At 68.3% G+C, this 19,935-nt stretch carries 21 protein-coding genes; 5 read left to right on the forward strand and 16 right to left on the reverse strand.

Features of this window, described 5'->3' with window-relative positions; genetic code table 11:
- A complete protein-coding gene (locus tag DC347_RS07055) occupies positions 1-225 on the reverse strand; it encodes a DUF3046 domain-containing protein (RefSeq protein ID WP_018763630.1) in 225 nt (74 codons plus the stop codon).
- A gap of 41 nt (positions 226-266) precedes the next feature.
- Between DC347_RS07055 and DC347_RS07060 the strand changes: the two genes are divergently transcribed.
- Positions 267-797, forward strand: a complete 531-nt coding sequence (locus DC347_RS07060) for a MarR family winged helix-turn-helix transcriptional regulator (RefSeq protein ID WP_109044898.1) — start codon at positions 267-269, stop codon at positions 795-797.
- 79 nt (positions 798-876) lie between these two features.
- Here the strand turns inward: DC347_RS07060 and DC347_RS07065 are convergent, their stop codons facing one another.
- From DC347_RS07065 to DC347_RS07095, 7 genes are all read right to left on the reverse strand, one after another.
- On the reverse strand, positions 877-1,329 hold the full coding sequence (locus tag DC347_RS07065; RefSeq protein ID WP_018763632.1) for a helix-turn-helix domain-containing protein: 453 nt from the start codon (positions 1,327-1,329) through the stop codon (positions 877-879).
- Between the two features lie 165 nt (positions 1,330-1,494).
- Entirely contained in the window at positions 1,495-1,974 is a 480-nt protein-coding gene (locus tag DC347_RS07070) for a CinA family protein (protein ID WP_109044899.1), read from the reverse strand.
- Positions 1,971-2,609 (reverse strand): CDP-diacylglycerol--glycerol-3-phosphate 3-phosphatidyltransferase, encoded by a 639-nt coding sequence (gene pgsA / locus DC347_RS07075; RefSeq protein WP_018763634.1) that lies wholly within the window; start codon positions 2,607-2,609, stop codon positions 1,971-1,973. Before pgsA ends, DC347_RS07070 begins: the two co-directional genes overlap by 4 nt.
- Before the next feature lie 45 nt (positions 2,610-2,654).
- A complete protein-coding gene (locus DC347_RS07080; protein ID WP_109044900.1) occupies positions 2,655-5,540 on the reverse strand; it encodes a DNA translocase FtsK in 2,886 nt (961 codons plus the stop codon).
- Between the two features lie 200 nt (positions 5,541-5,740).
- The gene (locus tag DC347_RS07085; protein ID WP_018763636.1) at positions 5,741-7,432 is read right to left on the reverse strand and encodes a ribonuclease J; all 1,692 of its coding nucleotides are present in this window, start codon (positions 7,430-7,432) and stop codon (positions 5,741-5,743) included.
- 40 nt (positions 7,433-7,472) lie between these two features.
- Positions 7,473-8,381, reverse strand: coding sequence for a 4-hydroxy-tetrahydrodipicolinate synthase (gene dapA, locus DC347_RS07090; RefSeq protein WP_018763637.1), 909 nt, complete (start codon positions 8,379-8,381; stop codon positions 7,473-7,475).
- Between the two features lie 58 nt (positions 8,382-8,439).
- Positions 8,440-8,820: a hypothetical protein gene (locus tag DC347_RS07095; protein ID WP_240617717.1), complete on the reverse strand. Its 381-nt coding sequence runs from the start codon at positions 8,818-8,820 to the stop codon at positions 8,440-8,442.
- Between the two features lie 132 nt (positions 8,821-8,952).
- On the opposite strand from DC347_RS07095, the gene DC347_RS07100 reads away from it, so the two are divergent.
- Positions 8,953-10,203, forward strand: a complete 1,251-nt coding sequence (locus DC347_RS07100; RefSeq protein WP_109044901.1) for a heparan-alpha-glucosaminide N-acetyltransferase domain-containing protein — start codon at positions 8,953-8,955, stop codon at positions 10,201-10,203.
- Here DC347_RS07100 and DC347_RS07105 read toward each other — a convergent pair.
- From DC347_RS07105 to DC347_RS07140, 8 genes are all read right to left on the reverse strand, one after another.
- Complete coding sequence (locus DC347_RS07105) at positions 10,184-11,131, reverse strand: TM2 domain-containing protein (RefSeq protein WP_109044902.1); 948 nt, start codon at positions 11,129-11,131, stop codon at positions 10,184-10,186. The two genes, DC347_RS07100 and DC347_RS07105, sit on opposite strands and share 20 nt — an antisense overlap.
- Positions 11,132-11,344: 213 nt before the next feature.
- A complete protein-coding gene (locus DC347_RS07110) occupies positions 11,345-11,818 on the reverse strand; it encodes a hypothetical protein (protein ID WP_018763641.1) in 474 nt (157 codons plus the stop codon).
- Positions 11,819-11,820: 2 nt separating this feature from the next.
- Positions 11,821-12,591: a 4-hydroxy-tetrahydrodipicolinate reductase gene (gene dapB, locus DC347_RS07115; protein WP_109044903.1), complete on the reverse strand. Its 771-nt coding sequence runs from the start codon at positions 12,589-12,591 to the stop codon at positions 11,821-11,823.
- Between the two features lie 117 nt (positions 12,592-12,708).
- A complete protein-coding gene (locus DC347_RS07120) occupies positions 12,709-13,185 on the reverse strand; it encodes a molybdenum cofactor biosynthesis protein MoaE (protein WP_018763643.1) in 477 nt (158 codons plus the stop codon).
- Positions 13,175-13,705 (reverse strand): MogA/MoaB family molybdenum cofactor biosynthesis protein, encoded by a 531-nt coding sequence (locus DC347_RS07125; RefSeq protein ID WP_109044904.1) that lies wholly within the window; start codon positions 13,703-13,705, stop codon positions 13,175-13,177. The genes DC347_RS07120 and DC347_RS07125 overlap by 11 nt, the downstream gene beginning before the upstream one ends.
- Entirely contained in the window at positions 13,702-14,193 is a 492-nt protein-coding gene (gene moaC, locus DC347_RS07130; protein WP_109044905.1) for a cyclic pyranopterin monophosphate synthase MoaC, read from the reverse strand. Before moaC ends, DC347_RS07125 begins: the two co-directional genes overlap by 4 nt.
- Complete coding sequence (gene glp / locus DC347_RS07135; protein WP_165837994.1) at positions 14,181-15,446, reverse strand: gephyrin-like molybdotransferase Glp; 1,266 nt, start codon at positions 15,444-15,446, stop codon at positions 14,181-14,183. Before glp ends, moaC begins: the two co-directional genes overlap by 13 nt.
- A 23-nt stretch (positions 15,447-15,469) precedes the next feature.
- Positions 15,470-16,948 carry a molybdopterin-dependent oxidoreductase gene (locus DC347_RS07140; protein ID WP_109044965.1) on the reverse strand — a complete coding sequence of 493 codons (1,479 nt, stop codon included), beginning with the start codon at positions 16,946-16,948 and terminating at the stop codon, positions 15,470-15,472.
- 255 nt (positions 16,949-17,203) lie between these two features.
- On the opposite strand from DC347_RS07140, the gene moaA reads away from it, so the two are divergent.
- From moaA to DC347_RS07155, 3 genes are all read left to right on the forward strand, one after another.
- A complete protein-coding gene (moaA, locus tag DC347_RS07145) occupies positions 17,204-18,331 on the forward strand; it encodes a GTP 3',8-cyclase MoaA (protein WP_206073895.1) in 1,128 nt (375 codons plus the stop codon).
- A gap of 5 nt (positions 18,332-18,336) precedes the next feature.
- A complete protein-coding gene (locus DC347_RS07150) occupies positions 18,337-18,603 on the forward strand; it encodes a MoaD/ThiS family protein (protein WP_109044907.1) in 267 nt (88 codons plus the stop codon).
- Positions 18,604-18,714: 111 nt separating this feature from the next.
- On the forward strand, positions 18,715-19,935 hold a 1,221-nt coding region (locus DC347_RS07155), incomplete at its 3' end, for a DUF222 domain-containing protein (protein ID WP_240617718.1).

The following is a 19,935-nucleotide window of genomic DNA, read 5'->3' on the forward strand; positions in this document are numbered from 1 at the left end:
TCAGTCGCGGCGGGGGGCTATGTCCCGGCCGAGCCGGCGGTCCGCCGGCACGTCCTGGAGATCGCAGACGGCAAGCCAGACCTTGCGCGGTTCCACGCCGGCGGCCAGCGCCTGGTCCGCGGTGCGCCCGCCCACCCCGGCCAGGACCAGGGTACTGCTCAGCACTCGGGAGTAGCCCGCGCCGAACTCGTCATCCATGAGCCGCCAGTAGTCGCTGATTCGCATCGGTAAATCCTCTCATGATTGGGGACCCTAGAATTGTTGCCATGAGCAACTCCCCCGATGGCACGCCGGCTGATGTCTCAATCGAGGCTGCCGCCGACACGGCCCTGCAGAACGTCGAACACCAGATCAGTCTTTTTTGGCGGCGGGCCCGGGCCATCTCGAACCAGCTGTCCCGGGAAGTGCACCCGGACATGGAGCCTGCGGCGTACGGGCTGTTGACCGTGATCCGCCGGGAGGGGCCCATCCGGCTGACCGAACTGGCAATGAACATCGGGGTGGGCAAGCCCTCCGTCAGCCGGCAGATCGCATTCCTTGAAGGCCTGGGGCTGGTTTCCAAGGAGGCCGACCCGCTGGACCGCCGGGCGCAGGCCATCCGGCTGACGCCCAAGGGGGAGGAAAAGATGCACCAGGTCCAGGACGCCCGGCGCCAGGTCTTTCAGGAACGGCTGCGGGAATGGCCGGTGGAGGACCTGCAGGAGCTGGCCCGCTACATGGCCAAGTTGAACGCCACCTACGAGCCCGACGGATTCCCGAAGGAAGCACCGGGCGCGTCGCCGGCACAGGAGAGCTAACCGCCTTCACGCAGGGAAGCCCCCGGCCATGCCGGGGGCTTCCTGGTTCCACGGCCCACCCAACGGGTGGGGGCTGCCCCTAACGGGCGCCGGAGAGAAGGCCTGTGGAGAGTTCGTCGTTCAGTTCAGCGTTGAGGTCGCGTTCCAGGTCACGGCCGTAACGCTGGGAGAATTCCTGCGGTACGGTGTCCGGAACTGCAACGCCCTCGGCTACCGCCACCCGGTCGCTGACCTCCCGAAGCATGCTGGACAACGGCACGTCCAGGGCAGAGCAAATCGAGGACAGGAGCTCCGACGAGGCTTCCTTCTGGCCACGCTCCACTTCGCTGAGGTACCCCAGGGAAACGCGGGCGCTGTGCGAAACTTCACGGAGCGTGCGCCCCTGACGCTGGCGGACATCGCGCAGCACATCACCGATTTCGTGACGAAGTACCACCATCTTGCGCTCCTTCTGTTCGCTCTTAGCCTGTTCGGCGAGGCCCACATCCTTCCAGCGGACAACGCCGTTTACGGATACGGGCTGCTTTACCATCTGTATCGCCTTGCTCCCTCATTGGTCAGGTCCGCCGAAAGGCGGACCGTCTGGTCGTTTCATCCTAGGCGCCTCCGCTCTCCGGAAGCGACACAATGTAATAACTAATCGGTACCGGCTTTTGTTCCCGGCAACTTTACGTGCGGTAACTTGAGCGGGCAAGCGTCAGGCGGAGATCGCCTCGAGGAGTCTTTCGAGGGCCGCCGCACACGCTTCGGCGCGGATATCAGGCCTGCTGCCGGTGAAGGAGTATTCAAATGCCGCGGTACCGGCGGCGGTGGCAATCCCCACATAGACCCGCCCCACGGGTTTGCCGTCGTGCGGCTCGGGACCGGCCACGCCGGTGGTGGAAACCCCGAGGTGGGCGCCCAGGACGTCGCGGGCTCCTGCCGCCATGGCGCGGGCGACGTCCGGGTCGACGGAGCCGACCCTTGCCAGGAGCCCGGCGGGGACGTGGAGTACGCCTTCCTTGACCGAGTTCTGGTACGCCACGACGCCGCCCTGAAGCATGCCGGAGGCGCCGGGGGTGTCGGCGAGGACGGCGGATACCATGCCGGCGGTCAGGGACTCTGCCGTGGCAACGGTCAGTCCCGCGTCAAGTGCCTGCCGCACGGCCTGTCCGGCGAGATGGTGGAGGTTGCTCACGGTTCCTGTCCTTTCGCCGTTCCTGCCTGCCGCCCCTTCGCGCGCAGGCGCAGGGCTTCGATGACATACTCGACGCCGGTCCACACGGTGATGGCCAGCGCCGCCATCATGACGGCGAAAGCAACCCACACCAGCCACGGCGCAAAGGCGCCCAAGGGGAGCAAATACAGGAAGATCGCTGCGGTCTGCACGACGGTCTTGAGCTTTCCGCCGCGGGAAGCGGGAATGACCCCATAGCGGATGACAAAGAAGCGCAGGGCCGTGATTCCCCATTCCCGGACCAGGATCACCAGCGTTGCCCACCACGGCAGTTCACCCAGCAGGGAAAGCATGACCAGGGCCGATCCGATGAGCAGCTTGTCCGCGATGGGGTCGGCGATCTTGCCGAAGTCCGTGACAAGGTTCCGGCTCCTGGCGATGTCGCCGTCGAGCTTGTCCGTGTAGATGGCGACGGCGAACGCCGCCACTGCGGCCCAGCGCCACGGCCCTGCCCCACTGTGCAGGCCGGGGGCATCCGCCACAAGGAACCACACGAAGAACGGGACCAGCGCGATGCGGATCATGGTCAGGACGTTGGGAAGGTTCCAGACCCCGGCACGGCGCGGGCCGGCGGCGGTGGCATCGGTGCTAGTCACGTTCCTAGGCTACCTTCCCGGGGCTGCCGCAACGCCGGCGCGGCCCTACCGTCCGGTGAGCGACCAGGCGTCCTCGGAGCCGTCGTCGTCATCGCCGTACCCGCCGGGAGCGGAATCGGAGCCGTCGTAGTACTCGACGTTCTGCTTCCGTTTGTCCAGGTCCGCGGCCACCAGGTCCTCTGCGTAGCCGCCCTGGGCGATGTTGGCGTTGGCATTGTCACTGAGCGCGGCTGTCTGCGAATCCGGGGCGGCCGGTGCTTCCTGTCCCTTCATCGCGGCCAGGACCGCGGCGAGGTCGTCCGGCTTGACCAGCACGTCGCGGGCCTTGGAACCCTCGGACGGGCCCACCACTCCCCTGGACTCGAGCAGGTCCATGAGCCGGCCGGCCTTGGCGAAACCGACGCGGAGCTTGCGCTGCAGCATGGAGGTGGAGCCGAACTGCGTGGTGACCACGAGTTCGGTGGCCTGCAGCAGCACCTCGAGGTCATCGCCGATGTCGTCGTCGATCTGCTTCTTTTCCGCCTCGGGGGCGACGTCGTCCCGGTAGACGGCCTGGAGCTGTCCCTTGACGTGCTCCACCACCTTGTGGATCTCCGACTCGGTGACCCAGGCGCCTTGGACGCGCATCGCTTTGGAAGCACCCATCGGCAGGAAGAGCGCGTCGCCCTGGCCGATCAGCTTCTCCGCCCCGGGCTGGTCCAGGACCACGCGGGAGTCGGTGACGGACGACGTTGCGAAGGCCATCCGGGACGGCACGTTGGCCTTGATCAGGCCGGTGACGACATCCACCGAGGGCCGCTGGGTGGCCAGCACCAAGTGGATGCCGGCGGCGCGGGCCAGCTGGGTGATGCGGACGATCGAGTCTTCGACGTCGCGCGGGGCCACCATCATCAGGTCGGCGAGTTCGTCCACGATCACCAGCAGGTACGGGTAGGGGCGGATGACGCGCTTGGAGTCCACCGGCGGGTGGACCTTCCCGGCGCGGACGGCCTTGTTGAAGTCGTCGATGTGCTTGAAGCCGTAGTTGGCGAGGTCGTCGTAGCGGGCGTCCATCTCGCGGACCACCCACTGCAGCGCCTCGGCGGCCTTCTTGGGGTTGGTGATGATGGGGGTGATCAGGTGCGGGACGCCCTCGTAGGCGGTCAATTCCACGCGCTTGGGGTCCACCATGACCATGCGCACCTCGTCCGGGGTGGCGCGCATCAGGATCGAGGTGATCATCGAGTTCACGAACGAGGACTTACCGGCACCGGTGGCACCGGCGACCAGGAGGTGCGGCATCTTGGCGAGGTTGGCCACCACGTAGCCGCCTTCGACGTCCTTGCCCACGCCCATCACCATGGGGTGGTCCGTGCGGCGGGCGTTCTGGCTGCGGAGGACGTCGCCCAGGGAGACGGTTTCGCGGTCCGTGTTGGGGATCTCGATGCCGATCGCGGACTTGCCGGGGATGGGGCTGAGGATCCGGACGTCGGAGCTGGCGACCGCGTAGGAGATGTTCTTGGACAGCGCGGTGACGCGTTCCACCTTGGTGCCGGGTGAGAGTTCGATTTCGTACCGGGTGACCGTGGGGCCGCGGCTGAAGCCGGTGACGGTGGCATCGACGTTGAACTGCGTGAGGGTGTCGGTCAGGGCGGCGACGACGGCGTCATTGGCCTCGGTGCGTTCCTTCGGGATGGACCCGGGGGTCAGGTAGTCCGAGGCGGGGAGCGTGTAGGTGACGTCCCCGGCGAGGGAAAGTTGCTCGGTGCGCTGCGGGATGGGCACCGGTGGCGGAGCGGGCGCTACCGGATTCGAGGGCACCGTGGGTGCGGCGGCCGGTTTCCCGGGAGCCGCGGCGCCGGGAATGACCAGCGGGATGGCCTCGGTGGCGTTCTCCGCGGGAGGCGCCGCTCCCGCGCCCAGGCCCTGCGCCGCCTTGATTTTTTCGACGGCGATCTCCGCCTGGGTGGGGCGCCGGACGCCGGGTGCGGGCCGTGCGGGCTCCGGCTCGTCGTCGTCGATGACCGCATGTTCGAAGGCTTCGTCGCCCACGTAGCCTTCAAGGCCGGCGTCGGGCTCCTGGTCCTTGCCGAACAGCCTACGCTTTTTCTTTTTGGGTTCAGCGGCTGGGGTGCGTTCGAGGTAGCTGCGGTCGTGGGTGTCGCCGGGCTCCTGGTCCATCAGGTCGATGCCCATGAGGTGCTCGTAGGCTCCGCGAAGGCGGCGCGGGATGGCGGTGAACGGGGTGGCCGTGATGATCAGCAGCGAAACGAAGGCCAGCAGCCCGTAGAGTGCCACCGGCACGGCGGGATGGATGGCGGCCAAGGGACTGGCGGCCAGGAAGCCGAGCATGCCGCCGGCTTTGCGGAGGCCGTCGAAGCCATCGGCAACCGTGGGCTGGCCGCCGAGGATGTGGGCCAGGCCGCACCCGGCGAAGGTCATGATAAGGAAGCCGATGCCCACCCGATTGTTGCCCCGGCCGTCCGAGGGGCGCCTGAACAAGCGGAACGCGCAGACAAAGAGCATGAGCGGGAGCAGCAGGGAGAGCCAGCCGAAGGTTCCGTTGACCACGGCGTAGACGGCGTCCGGGAACCAGCCCGTCAGGCCCCACCAGGCGAACGTGGCAATGAACACACCCAGGGCCAGGTTGAACAGCGCGGCACCGTCGCGGCGTTCGTCCGCGGGGAGGTCGCTGACGTCGTAGCCGATCCGGCGTACTCCCCCGCCCACCAGGTGCCCGATTCCGAGCCATGCCCCGGCCACGACGCGCAGGAGCCAATGCTGGTGGTGTTCGACGGCGGGAAGCTGTCGGGTGCGTGCGGTGCTGGTTGAGCCGCCGCGCCCTGTCTTGCCGGCTGTGGAGCCGGTTCCGCGGCCTGTGGAGCTTCCGGCTTTGCTGCCGGAGCTGCCCCTGCCGGTACCTTTGGGCGCGGAAGTAGTACGTGTGGCCATAGTAGCCACGGTACCGGAAGCATGCTGTGATTCCGGGGATATCGGGGCTGCCGGGCCGCCTGCCGGGGCTTGCCGATGCGCTTGCGGATGCGCTGGGCGGGACGCACGAAAAGGCCCGGTCCACTGGGAACCGGGCCTTATCGGAGGTGCAGCGACGTTGTCCGCGCAGCCCAGTGTCGCAGCCGGGCCGCGCGGGGCGCTCAGGCCTCGAGCACCACCGGGATGATCATGGGCTTGCGGCGCAGCTTGCGGTTGACCCAGGTGCCCACGACGCGGCGCACCACCTGCTGGAGCTGGTGGCTGGTGTGGTCGGCGTGGTTCTGGACTGCTTCCTCCAGCGCCGCGTTGATCTTGGGGATGATGTCGTCGAAGACGGAATCGTCCTCGGCGACGCCGCGGGCGTGGATTTCCGGACCGGACACTACCTTGCCGGTGGCGCGGTGGATGACCGTGATGATCGAAATGAATCCTTCGTCACCGAGGATGCGGCGGTCCTTGAGGTCGGCATCGGTGATTTCACCCACGCTGGACCCGTCAACGTAGACAAAGCCCACCTCCACCTGGCCGACGATGTCTGCCTGGTGGTCGCGGAGGTCGATGACTGTGCCGTTGTCGGCAAGGATGACGCTCGCCTCGGGCACGCCTGACTCGATGGCGATCTTGCCGTTGGCGATGAGGTGCCGGGTTTCGCCGTGCACGGGCATGGCGTTCAAGGGCTCAAGGATGTTGTAGCAGTACAGCAGCTCACCCGCGGCGGCGTGGCCGGAGACGTGGACCTTGGCGTTGCCCTTGTGGATGACATCGGCGCCGAGCTTCAGGAGGCCGTTAATGATCCGGAACACGGCGTTCTCGTTGCCCGGAATGAGGCTGGAGGCCAGGATCACGGTGTCGCCGTCGCCCACCACCACGCGGTGGTCGCCGTTGGCCATCCGGGACAGGGCGGCCATGGGCTCACCCTGGGAACCTGTGGACATCAGCACCACGCGGTTGTCCGGCAGGTTGTCGATGTTCTTGATGTCCACGATCAATCCGGCGGGAACATCCAGGTAGCCGAGCTTTTCCGCGATGGCCATGTTGCGGACCATGGAGCGGCCCACGAAGGCCACCTTGCGGTTGTGCTTGGCGGCGGCGTCGAGGACTTGCTGCACGCGGTGGACGTGGGAGGAGAAGGACGCCACGATAATGCGTTTGGTGGCCTGGCCGAAGAGGCGCTCCAGGGTGGGGCCGATTTCCTTCTCGGCCGTGGTGAATCCGGGCACGTCGGCGTTGGTGGAGTCGGACATGAAAAGGTCCACGCCCTCCTCGCCCAGCTTGGCGAAGTGCCGGAGGTCGGTGATCCGGCCGTCAAGGGGCAGCTGGTCCATCTTGAAGTCGCCGGTGTGCAGGACCGTTCCGCCCGCAGTGCGGATGAAGACGGCCAGGGCGTCCGGGATGGAGTGGTTGACGGCCACGAACTCGCATTCGAAGGGGCCGAACTTCTCCACCTGGCCCTCCTCCACGGTGAGCGTATAGGGCCGGATGCGGTGTTCCTGCAGCTTGGCCTCGATCAGGGCAAGGGTCAGTTGCGAACCCACCAGCGGGATGTCGTTGCGCAGGCGCAGCAGGTACGGCACGGCGCCGATGTGGTCCTCGTGGCCGTGCGTGAGGACGACAGCCACGACGTCATCCAGCCGGTCCTCGATGTAGGAGAAGTCGGGCAGAATCAGGTCGACGCCGGGCTGGGTTTCCTCAGGGAAGAGGACGCCGCAGTCCACGATCAGCAGCTTGCCGTCGATTTCGAACACGGCCATGTTCCGGCCGATCTCCCCCAGCCCGCCCAGCGGAACGATCCGCAGCGTGCCCTGGGGCAGGCGCGGAGGGGTGACAAGGCCGGTAAGGGCAGTTTGGGTCATAATGCACTACTTTCCAGGCGGAAGGGTGCCGGTCTTAGCCTCAGGAGAAGACCAGCCCAGCTTCCGCCAAATCCCCGCGGATGGTTTCGATCTCGGTTTCGTCCGGCTCCACGAGGGGCAAACGGACAATCGAGTTGGGCAGGACTCCCTGCCATTTAAGAATCTGCTTGGCCGCCACGGCCCCCTGGACGCGGGTCATGGTTGCCCGGACCACCGGCTGGAGTTCAACGTTGATCTTCCGGGCGGTGCCGAGGTCGTTGGCGTTGACGGCGTCGATGAGTTCGCGGAAGCGGCGGGTGGCCACGTGTGTGGTGACGCCCACCAGTCCGACGGCGCCCAGCGCCATCCACGGCAGGGTCAGTCCGTCGTCGCCGGAGTAGAAGAGGAGGTCGGTTTCGGCCATGACCCTGGTTGCCGCCACGAGGTCCGCCTTGGCGTCCTTGACGGCCACAATGTTGGGGTGCTGGGCCAGCCGGATCATGGTGTCGGGTTCGATCGCGATGGAGGACCGGCCCGGAATGTCGTAGAGCATGACCGGAACGTCCACGGCGGAGGCGACGGTTTCGAAGTGGGCGCGGACACCGGCCTGGCTCGGCTTGTTGTAGTAAGGGGTCACCAGGAGCAGTCCGTCGACGCCGAGGGCAGCGGCCTGCTTGGACAGGTGGACCGAGTGGGCTGTGTCGTTGGTGCCGGTACCGGCAATGATCGCGGCGCGGCCACCGACGGCGTCTTTCACCGCGCGGAACATGCCGAGGTTCTCTTCGTCGGTCAGGGTTGAGGTCTCACCGGTGGTGCCGGTGACCACCAGCCCGTCGCAGCCGTCGTCGACGAGCTTGCTGGCCAGCGCAGCCGCCTGGTCGTAGTCCACTGCGCCGTCCTTGGTAAACGGCGTGACCATGGCGGTCAGGAGGGTACCGAGGGCAGGGATGTGCGCGGAAGAATCAGCCATGGAAAAAACGTTACCCTGTCCCCGGCTGGTTAGGACAATGCCACGGGCGTGACGAGCGTCAAACAGCCTGGCTGCCGGGCCCCGGCGCGTCTGTTCCGGCGTGGCAATAGCGGCCGACGGCGGCCTGCCGGAGGTCCTCCGCCCAGGCAGCGAGCCGCTGCGCGGCCCGCACGTAATGGAACAGCTCGGTGGGCGTCAGGGCATCGATATCCGTCTCGGCCAGCCGCCGGGCGAGTTCCGCCCCCTCCGGCTGGGCCGCGAGGGTGATGCCTTCCCGCTCCCACTGGAGGTCCTCTGACGGCCGCCCGGACACCAGCTGCCGGAACAGGTAGTCCACCACGCCCGGGCTCATTGCCCTCAGCGGCAGGTTGACTGAGTGGGTATGTGCCGGCTGCAGGCTTTCCCGCCGGGCGGGGATTCCGGATGATGGCGTGTCCATTCCGCCATGTTATTCGAACATATATTCGAACACAAGGGTGCGCCGCCACCACATCGGCACGATAGTCCGCCGGCGGCTACCCGTCACCTCACCGGCAAGCCGCGCCGCGCAGGCATGTGAGACGATCGGGTCATGACGTCCCGCACCCCGGCCACCCGGTCGCGAAAGGCCCCCGGGCCGAACCAGCCGGGCCGTCTTCGCGGCATCGATGCAGCGCGGGGCCTCGCCCTTCTGGGCATGATGGCCACGCACCTGCTGCCAACGTTCGAGTCGAACGCCAACCTCACCCCGACCTGGATCGGCCTCACCTTTTCCGGACGGGCCGCGGCCCTCTTCGCCGTGCTGGCCGGGGTGGGACTTGCCCTGTCCACCGGAAAGCACCAGCCGCTGTCCGGTCCCGATCTCGCGAAGGCCCGCCGCGGTGTGGCGCTGCGGGCCCTGGTGATTGCCGCCGTCGGACTTACCCTGGGCAACCTGGAAGTGAACGTGGCCGTCATCCTGGTCCATTACGCCGTGTTGTTCCTGTGCGTACTGCCGTTCCTGGGCCTGGGCGCCAAAAGCCTGTGCGCCTGGGCCGCGGGATGGATCCTTGCGTCACCGGTGCTGGCCTACCTGCTGCGCCCCTGGCTCCTTGCCGCGGAGCCGCCACTGAAGCTGGGCCACAACCCGCGGTGGGAGGACCTGGGCACCCCCGGCCAGCTGCTGGGCGACCTCTTCCTGACCGGCTACTACCCGGTGGTGCAGTGGCTTTCCTACTTGCTGGTGGGCCTGGCCATCGGCCGCCTGGTCCTTGCCAAGGCACTGGTCCCTGTCCTCCTGCTGGTGGGCGGAACGGTGGTGGCCGTCACCGCCAAGGCCATCGGGGTGGCCGCGATCGAGGATTGGGGTGGCCTGGCCGCCCTGGAGAAAGTCGTCAACGCCCCCGGCTACCCGCTGGGCAGTGTCTTGCAGGTAAACCTGGCGGGGCTCCCGCAGGACGGCTCCTGGTGGTGGCTGGCATCAGCTGCTCCGCACTCCGGGACCCCCCTTGACCTGCTCCACACCTCGGCGCTGGCGGCGGCCGTCATCGGCGCGTGCCTCCTGCTGGGGCGGCTCGCCGAGTGGATTGACCTGGACCTGCTGCTGCCCCTGCGCGGCGCAGGGGCCATGACCCTGACCCTGTACACGGTCCACGTCTGGGTGTTGTCGAACTTCTACCTGAAGCCGTTGCCGGCCGGCTGGACCGAGGACGGCATGTACTTCGCACATGCCGCCGTTGCCATCACCGTTGGCGTGGTGTTTGCCAGGTTGTCGTGGCGCGGCCCGCTGGAATGGCTGGGCCACGCCGCGGGCCAACTGGGCCGCGGCGTGCTGCCGAGGCCTGCTACTGCGGGGTCACGGTGAAACGGGACGCCTGGTCGCCGTAGTCATTGGTGACCACCACCGTGACGGGGCCCTCCTTGACGTCGAAAGCGATAACGCCCTGGCGCGAATCACCGGCGCCCACCTCGTCGGTCTGCAGGCCACCGATTTCCTTGTCCAGGTAGATCAGCTCGCCCTCCTTGCCGTCCGCGTCAAAGACGCTGAAGTTCGACGGCGTGGCAAAGCTGGTACCGCTCACCGTCTCCCAGGACACCTGCACAGCCAGGAATCCGCCGTTCTTTGGTTCCAGGTAGGACATGCCGGGAATCTCGGCGGTGTAGATGGAATCCAGCACTCCTACCCTGACCGTGTTGCCCTCGGACATGGTCACCACCGAGGAGTTCGCTTCCGTGGACGTGCCCGGTGACGGCGCCTGTGCTGCCTGGGAGGCCGGGAGGGGCGCCTGGGCCGGGACGTTGAAGCCCTCAACGGCAGCGGAAACCACGGCGATGGAGGCAATGGCCAGGACCGCTCCCGTAACAGCGCCCACAAGCCAGACGACGGCGGTGATGATCCAGGCCTTCTTCTTGTTCTCCGGATACCCCTCCAGCGGGCCGCCATGGATGTCCCTGGTGTTCCCGGTCAAGGTCATGACCAGGTCCACGATGGCCCAGATACCCAGGCCGCCCGCCGTCAGCAGCTTGGCCACGGCGGAACCGGTCTTGCCGAGGTAGAACCGGTCCGCCCCGAAGGTGCCCAGGAGCAGGGACAGGAGCCAGGTGGCAAGAAAGGACTTGCGCGGCCCGTCGTCGTAGGGAACCTGCGGGTAGGCGCCCGGCTGGTATTCCCCCTGGGGGCTCGTTGGGTACGGCCCGCCAAACGGGGAGGGTGCCGGCGGGACCGGGGGCACGGCCGGTCCGCTGTGGGGCGGCTGGGGGTATTGGGGCTGGGGGTAAGGCGGCTGGCTCATTGGTCGTCCTTCGTGCGGGATCGGTGCAGGCAAACGGGGTTTCGAAGGACGACTGTGGCGGAGAACCCGCCCACCCCATCTCCGCCCCCAGGCCGGAAATTGTTGCCAGACGAACATACCGCGGGCGGCATGCGGCTGCGATGGGCAGAAATGCCCATCGCAAGAATCACATGCAGGCGCCGGCCGTTTGGCCGGCCACGGGAAGGGCCGCTGCTAGGAAGCGGCTGTGAACAGCCGGACGGCGTCGCGCATGGAGGCCCGGGCCCGCTTGCGGTCTCCGGCGGCGTCGTAAGCGCAGCTCAACCGGAACCATGAGCGCCAGTCGTCCGGAGCCGATTCGGCTTCGATGCGGTACTTTTCGAACTCGGCGTCTGCCGCCGCCCGGACGATCCGGCCGCCGGGCGTCCGCGGCAGCTCATCCACCGGCAACCCGCCTTCGGCTTCCAGGACCTTGGCCATCTGCTCGGTGCGGGCACCGAACATCAGTTCGCGGATCAGGGCCCACGCGCCCACGACGGGCAGCACCAGGTACGCCGCGCCAATGGCTTTCGCCGTGAGGTTGCTGTCGGCCAGGAGCAGGAGTGAGCGCTGGAAGGACACCACCAGGTAAAAGACCAGCAGCAGCGTCACCGCTCCCACCCAGATCTTGGTGCGGTTCTTCCGGAAGCCGGCAACGAACCCGTTCATTCTCAGAGCCCCAGGTCCAAGTAACCGTCCAGCCCCACGGTCAGGCCGGGGTGCGAGGCTACCTGCCGAACGCCCAGGAGAACGCCGGGCATGAAGGACGCACGGTCGAAAGAGTCGTGGCGGATGGTCAGCTGCTCGCCGGGGCCGCCCAGCAGCACTTCCTGGTGCGCCACAAGACCGCGGAGCCGCACGCTGTGCACCCGGACGCCATCCACGTCGCAGCCGCGGGCACCGGCACGTTCGCTGGTGGTGGCATCAGGGCTGGGCGGCACCTGCGCTGCGCTGCGCCCGGCGGCGATGAGCTGGGCAGTCCGGACGGCGGTGCCGGACGGGGCGTCCACCTTGTCCGGGTGGTGCAGCTCGATGATTTCCACGGACTCGAAGTATTGGGCGGCCTTGGCTGCGAAGGCCGAGGCCAGGACGGACCCGAGGGCGAAGTTCGGTGCGATGAGCACTCCGGCCTCCGGGTGCCGGGCCAGGACGGACTCCAGCGCGGACAGCTTGTCCGCGTCCCAGCCCGTGGTGCCCACCACGGCGTGCATGCCGTGTTCAACGGCGAACCGGACATTCGCTTCGGTGCTCTCGGGAACCGTGAGGTCCACTACGTACTGCGCACCGGAGGACGTCAGCTGCTCCAGCGAGTCACCCCGCCCCAGGGCTGCGACGAGCTTCATGTCGGGCGCGGCGTCAATGGCTTTTAAGGCCTCGGCGCCCATGCGTCCGTTGGCGCCCAGGACGGCTACCAGTTTGGGGGCGGAGTGTTGTTCGGTCATGCCATCCAGCCTACCGGCGGGACCGGTTGCCGCAGGAACCGGTCCCTGTGCGTTACCTCGCAACGGAGCGGACAACCACGCCGGCTTGGCCGGGCCGGTGCGCGGACGCAGCAGGCATCAGCCGTCCGCGCCGACCCATTCGACGGTGCCGTCGGAAAAGAACTGTTCCTTCCAGATGGGAACCTGCTCCTTGATCCGGTCCACCAGCTCCGAGCAGACCGCGAAAGCCTGGCCGCGGTGCGCCGCGGAGACCGCGCACACCAAGGCTGGATCGCCGATTTCCAGCATCCCGATCCGGTGCGCCGCCCAGATCCGGACGGGTTGCCGGACGGCGTCGCCGCCTGCGCCCGGCGCAGCGTCCTGCTCGGCAACCAGGCGGGCCACGACGTCGGCCATCACCTGGTGTGCCGTGGGGTGCGCACTGTAGCTGAGCCGCTCGACTGCCTTGCCGGCGTCGTGGTTGCGTACTACGCCGCTGAAGCTGACCACGGCTCCCGCGGTGTCGCTTTCCACCGCTGCGATCGCCTGGTCGACGGAGATGGGGTCCGCGCTGAGGACTGCCCGGACCACCTCGAATGCCGCGTCAGTGCCCATGTCCGCCTTCCAGCTGGTCGCAGAGATGCCCGATCACCGGGTCCAGGACGGTGAGCCCGTCCATGACGCCCTTGGGTGAACCGGGCAGGTTCACAATAAAGGTTGCGCCGGCGGCCCCGGCGTGGCCCCTGCTCAGGGCGGCCAGCGGGGTTTTTGCGGCGCCGGCCCGCCTGATGGCTTCCATGATGCCCGGGATCTCCCGATCCAGCAGGGGCAGCGTAACGTCCGGAGTCCGGTCGTCCGGGCTCAGGCCTGTCCCGCCACTGGTGATCACGACGGCGGGACGCTGGGTCAGGAGCGCCCTGATGGCGGCGCCCACGGGCTCACCGTCCGGGACCACCATCGGCGGAAAGACATCGAAGCCGTGCTCGGCCAGCCAATCGCCGATCACCGGGCCGGTCTCGTCAACGTAGATTCCGGCTGCGGCGCGGGTGGAGGCGATCACCACGCCGGCTTTCCGTCCCTGGGCGTCGCCGTGCCGGTGCGGCTCGGGGGCGCCGAGGGGCTTGGTGTTGGTCACAGCGCCCAGTCTCCGCTCTTGCCGCCGCTCTTGGCCAGCACCTTGATATCCGTCAGGACGGCGTGCTTGTCCACGGCCTTGATCATGTCGTAAACGTTCAGGGCCGCAACGGACGCAGCAGTCAGGGCCTCCATTTCCACGCCGGTGACGCCGCGGGTCTTCACGGTGGAACTGATGGTGACGGTATCGGGGCCGAGGTCAAAATCGATGGTGACTTTGGCCAGGGGCAACGGGTGGCAGAGCGGAATGAGGTCGGGCGTCTTCTTCGCAGCCATGATGCCGGCCACCCGGGCCACGGCCAGAGCGTCGCCCTTGGGCAGGCCCCCGGCCCCCAGGAGTTCCATGACCTCCGAGGTGGTCCGGACGGTAGCTGTGGCCGTGGCTTCCCGGGTGGTCTCGGCTTTGGCTGAGACGTCCACCATCTGGGCACTGCCGTCCTGGCGCAGGTGCGTCAGGGCGGGGGTCTGTTCTGCGTTCACAGCATCCATACTTCCACCTCATCGCCGGCGCCGAGTTCCGTGACGCCGTGGGGGACGTGGACCAGGACGTTCGAGCCCGCGAGCGCATGCATCAGGTGGGAACTCTCACCACCCTCAAGCCGCACGGTGCCGCCGGGTTGCAGGCTGCCCCGCCGGACCTGGTGCTTGTGGCCGGGGGACGTGAGCGGGTGGGCAAGGCGTGCCCGCAGCGGCAGCCTGGCCGCCGGTGCGCCCAGGAGTCCGGACAGCGCGGGGCGGAGGAACATTTCGAAGGACACCAGGCAGCTGACGGGGTTACCGGGGAACCCGAGGAAAGGGAGGCCGTCGAACGTTCCCAGACCTTGGGGGCCGCCGGGCTGCATGGCCACGTGCAGGAAATCGACGGGCTGATCCACCATCGCCTGCCGCACCACTTCGTAAGCGCCCTTGCTGACCCCGCCGGTGGTGACGATGAGATCGGCGCCTTGGCCCTCGGAACGCAGCAGGCCGCGCAGTTCATCGGGATTGTCGGTGGAGATACCGGCCCGCCGGACGGTGAGGCCGGCCTGCGTCATGGCGGCTTCGAGGAGGGTTCCGTTGGAATCGTAGATCTTCCCGGGCGGGAGGGGCCGGCCGGGTTCCACCACTTCGTCCCCGGTGGTGACCAGCAGGACGGTGGGCGCCCGGTAGACCGGCACCTCGGCCAGGCCCAACGCGGCGAGCAGCCCCAGCTGGGCCGGCCCCAGGCAGGTCCCGGTGGCCAGAGCCAGCTCCCCCGCCGCGATGTCGCTGCCGGCGGACCGCACGTACGCGCCGGGTCCGGTGGCGGGCAGCCTGACGGTGCCGCCCCGGCCGGGTTCCAGGAAGTGGTCCGGCACGGCCCGTTCAATGGGTACGACGGCGTCCGCCCCGGCCGGGATCACGGCACCTGTCATGATGGGCGCCGCCGTCCCCGGTTCGAGCGCGGGCGGCCTTGATCCGGCGGCTACCGGGGGCATGGTCTCAAGGTCCGCGCCGCCTTCGGGGATGTCGCCGGAGTGGACGGCGTAACCGTCCATCTGCGAATTGGCGAATGGCGGCAGGCTGACGGGCGCTGTCACATCGGCCGCCAGCCCACGGCCCAGGGCCCTGCTGAGTGGGAGCGTTTCGGTGCGTCCCGCCGCCCGGAGCGGCTGCAGGAGTGCTGCGACGGCGGCGGCGTGGCCGGCAACCGAGCGGGCATGTTCATGCGGGTGCCGGGCACGGCTCTCCGGCGGGTGGCCGTGCGGGGTTGGGCTGGTCATGGGTACGCCTTCGGTCGCGGACTTCAGGATTTCACGTCCACTCTAACCGTGTGGAATCCGGTGGCACCGTCAGGTTCGGGCGGCCGCTCCGTTTCCTCCTGGGGTTTGCCCGTGAGGTCAGTGGCGCGGACCTGGACCTCGTACTGCCCCGGGGTCAGGTCCACTGCCAGTTTCCACTGGTACCAGGTGTCCGCTGACAGGCCCGCAGCGAGTTCGGCCTCCCGCCACGGCCCACGGTTGATCCTCAGTTCAACCCTCCCGATCCCGGTGTGTTGGGCCCAGGCGACGCCCGCGAAGACCACGGACCCTGCACTGACCGGACGCCCGCTGCGGGGCACGTCGATCCGGGAGGACGTCTTGACCGGGCCGCGCTCGGACCAGCCCCGGGGGGTCCAATATCCGGCGTCCTGCGCGAACGTGGTGACTTTGAGTTCGGTGACCCATTTGGTGGCGGACACGTAGCCGTAGAGTCCCGGGACGATCATCCGGACGGGAAAGCCGTGCTCGAGCGGCAGGGGTTCCCCGTTCATTCCGACGGCAAGCAGGGCGTCCCTGGTGTCGGTGAGGACTTCCAGGGGCGTCCCCGCCGTCCAGCCGTCCGTGCTCCTGGACAGCACCATGTCCGCTCCGGGATGGGGGCCCGCCAGGGCCAGCAATTCGCGGACCGGCCAGCCCAGCCAGCGGGCATTCCCGATCAGGTCGCCGCCCACGCCGTTGGACACGCAGGCGATAGTGATGTGGCGCTCCGTCAGCGGCTTGGCCAGGAGTTGCCCGTAGGACAACTGGATCTCCCGGTCCACCATGCCTGTGACCCTCAGGGCCCAATTGTCCGGGTTGACTGCCGGGACGGACAGCGCGGTGTCGATCCGGTAGAACTCGCGGTTGGGCGTCACCAACGGCGTCGCTCCGGCCACGTCCAGGTCGGCGCCCGCCGGAACCGGCGGTGCGGGTGACGCCGGGACTGGCAGGGTGATCCGTGCCCTGGCCTCGCTGACGGCAGTGGTTGCCCCGCGCCACGCCCCGGCCAGCACACCTGCCACCGCGGAGACGGCCGCCGTGCCGGCAAGGGCCTGGAGGAAGCTCCGACGGGAACTTCCCGGTCCGCCCGGTTCAGGGGCGCCCGCGTTCCATTCGCGAAGCTTTCCGATGAGGAATCGCAGCAGCACCACGGCCACCACCGCGGTCACGAGCGGGAGTGCCACGGCGATTGGCGTCATTTGGGCGCGGGTGAGTACAGCGACGGCTCCCACGGCTCCGAAGATTCCCACCACGGCCGCACCCCGGTAGCCGCGGCGGAACTCCAGCACCCCTGCCAGCGCGGCCAGGACGGCAATGACCAGCGCCATGCCCGCCAGGAGGGCAGCCTTGTCCGCCGTCCCGAAGACGGATACCGCCCAGTCCTTGACGCCCGGCGGGACGGCGTCGATGACCGCACCGCCAACGGCCGTCAGCGGCGAGACGGAAGGACTGGCAAATCCTGCGAGCAACTCCCCCACGGCCACGCCGCCGGCGACGGCGGCTGCACCCGCGGCGGCGGCCCACCTGCCCGTGGCGCCCGTGGCAGCCTTGTGCGGGACGGGACGGTCCGGCTGCTCCCCACGGCGCCCGCCGTCGTCGTCCGCCGCCTTCGAAACCCGGGGATCGTTCACTCCTCCAGCATAGGTTTGCCACCGCCCGCCGGCACCGGCCCTCAGGTGTGACCGGAACCCGTGCAGTCACGGTGTGATGCGCGGCTCAAGGTGGCGTAGCCTGAATCCATGACTGTCCAGCTAGGCATGCCGCAGCCGCGGGAGGAAGCAGCATCGGAGCTGCCCGGCGTTCCCGCACGCCGTCCCGAGGATGCACCGGACGGGCTGGTGGACCGCTACGGCCGCCGCGCCACGGATATGCGGCTGTCCCTGACGGACAAGTGCAACCTCCGCTGCACCTACTGCATGCCGGCGGAGGGCCTGGAATGGCTCGCGAAGCAGGCCGTCATGTCTGCTGAGGAGATCGTCCGGATTGTCCGCGTCGGCGTGGAGCAGCTGGGGGTGCGGGAACTGAGGCTGACCGGCGGTGAGCCGCTGGTCCGGCACGACCTCGTGGAGATCATCTCGGCGCTGCGGAACAACCATCCGGACCTGCCCATCTCGATGACCACCAACGGTGTTGGCCTGGCCAGGAAGGCGGCCCCGCTCAAAGCGGCCGGGCTGACACGGATCAATGTCTCACTGGATTCGCTGCACGAGGAAACGTTCGCCAAACTGACCAGGCGGCCGTTCCTGGACCAGGTCCTGGCGGGTGTGGACGCCGCATGGGCGGCAGGCCTGGGCCCGGTGAAACTGAACGCTGTCCTCATGCGCGGCATCAACGATACCGAGTCGCCGCAGCTGCTCGCCTGGGCCCTGGAGCGGGGATACGAACTTCGGTTCATCGAACAAATGCCGCTGGACGCCGACCATGGCTGGACCCGCCGCAACATGATCACGGCCGCCGAGATCCGCGACCTGCTGTCCAAGGACTATGTGCTCAGCCCCGATGCCCGGGCCCGTGATGGTGCCCCCGCCGAGCGCTTTGACGTCCGACGACGGGCGGCAGGTTCATTGGAAGCTGACGGTCCGGTGCTGGGAACAGTGGGGATCATCGCCTCCGTCACCGAGCCGTTCTGCGCGGACTGCCGGCGCACCCGGATCACCGCCGAGGGCAAGATCATGAGCTGCCTGTTCTCCCGCGAGGAATCCGACCTGCTGGGCCTGCTGCGCTCCGGCGCGACTGATGATGAGCTGGCGCAGCGGTGGCAGGATGCCATGTGGCTCAAGCCAAAAGCCCACGGCATGGACCACGTGGGACTGGACGCTCCGGACTTCGTCCAGCCGGACCGCAGCATGAGCGCCATCGGGGGCTGACCGGAATGCTTGTACGTTACTTCGCTGCCGCACGCGCTGCCGCCGGCCGGGAGGAAGAAAAGTTCGACCTGCCCGGCGGTTCCACGGTCGCCCAGCTCCTGGAGGCTCTGCTGGCGGTGCCCCGTGCCGAACCGCCGGCAGGCACCCCTCCGCTCCCCCGGCTCCTGTCCCGCAGCAGCTTCCTGCTCAACGAGGTGGCTGTCCGGGACCAGTCAACGGTTCTTGGGGCCGACGACGTGGTTGACGTACTTCCCCCGTTCGCCGGCGGGTAGGTATTCCGTAACGCCCAGGCGACTGGCGGCATTCGGAGGGGTGGCCTCCTGCCTGGTCCTGCCAACGCTGCCGCAGCCTTGAATGTCAGACCCTCGTTGGATGATGTGTTTATGGGAATCGGTGCGGATCTGGCGGTGGTGATGGAGGGTGTATCTGCCTCTGTTGCTGCGCTCAACGGGCTGGTTCGGGTGGATGGTTCCTTCGCTTCAGGTACCGGCACTGGCGCTGATGTGGATGTGTTGCAGCGGCGGTATGAGCTATGTCTGGGGCGGCTGGAGGTGGTGGCCCGGTTGGAGGCCCAGCTGGCGGCGGTGAAAGCCCAAGACGTGGCGGATGCCTTTGAGATCCAGCATGCTCTGCTTCCGCCGGACGCCCCGGTGGAGGAGCGCACGTTCGCGGAGATGTCGGTGGTGGAGGAGATCGCCGGGGTCCTGACCATCAGTTCGGGGGTTTCCGGGGCGCTGGTGGAGCAGTCCCGCCGGGTCTGCTCCCTGCCCCCTGTGGTTGAGGCCCTGTCCACGGGTGCGGTGTCGTGGCAGCACGCCCGGATCGTGGCCGACGAAACCGAAGGACTCACCCCCGACTCTGCCGCCGGCCTGGTGGCGCACTTCTTCGACCCCGACGCACCCAACCCCGCCCGCGGCGCGGCCCCCGGTGACCTTGTCCCGTCCCGGTTCCGGGCGAAGGTCCGGGCCTGGCGGGAACGCCACCACCCCGAAACCCTGGAGAAACGCCACGCCAAGGGGGTGGCGGACCGGCGGATGGATTACGCCCCGGACCGCGACGGGATGGCCTGGCTCTCGCTCTACCTGCCCGGGGACACCGCGTGCGCGATCTGGAACCGCAGCACCGCCACCGCCCGCGGCCTCCAAAACCCCGACGAGCCCCGCACCCTCACCCAGCTCCGCGCCGACGTCACCGCGTCACTGCTCCTCGGCGCCGGGCTGCAGCCCACCACCAAGCACACCGCCGCGGCCGCCGACACCGAACCCGCCGCCGCGGCTGCGGGTTCCGGTAATGACGCAAGTCCGGGATGTGCTTCCACTGACATCGGCAAGATCCCCACGCCGCGGGCGGATGTCCTGGTCACGGTCCCGGTGTTCTCGCTGCTGGGCCTCACCGAGGAGCCGGCCGTGCTGGACGGGTTCGGGCCGGTCCCGGCATCCATGGCACGCAAGCTCGTCGCCGGCGGCGCGGAATCGTTCTACCGGGTCCTGGTCGACCCCCGCGACGGGGCACCCCTGGAAATAGGCCGCACCCGCTACCGGCTCCCGGAGACCATCAAACAATGGCTCCGGCTGCGGGACACCACATGCACCTTCCCCGGCTGC

Origin of the sequence: Pseudarthrobacter sp. AG30, assembly GCF_003116525.1 — a bacterium.
GTDB lineage: Bacteria > Actinomycetota > Actinomycetes > Actinomycetales > Micrococcaceae > Arthrobacter.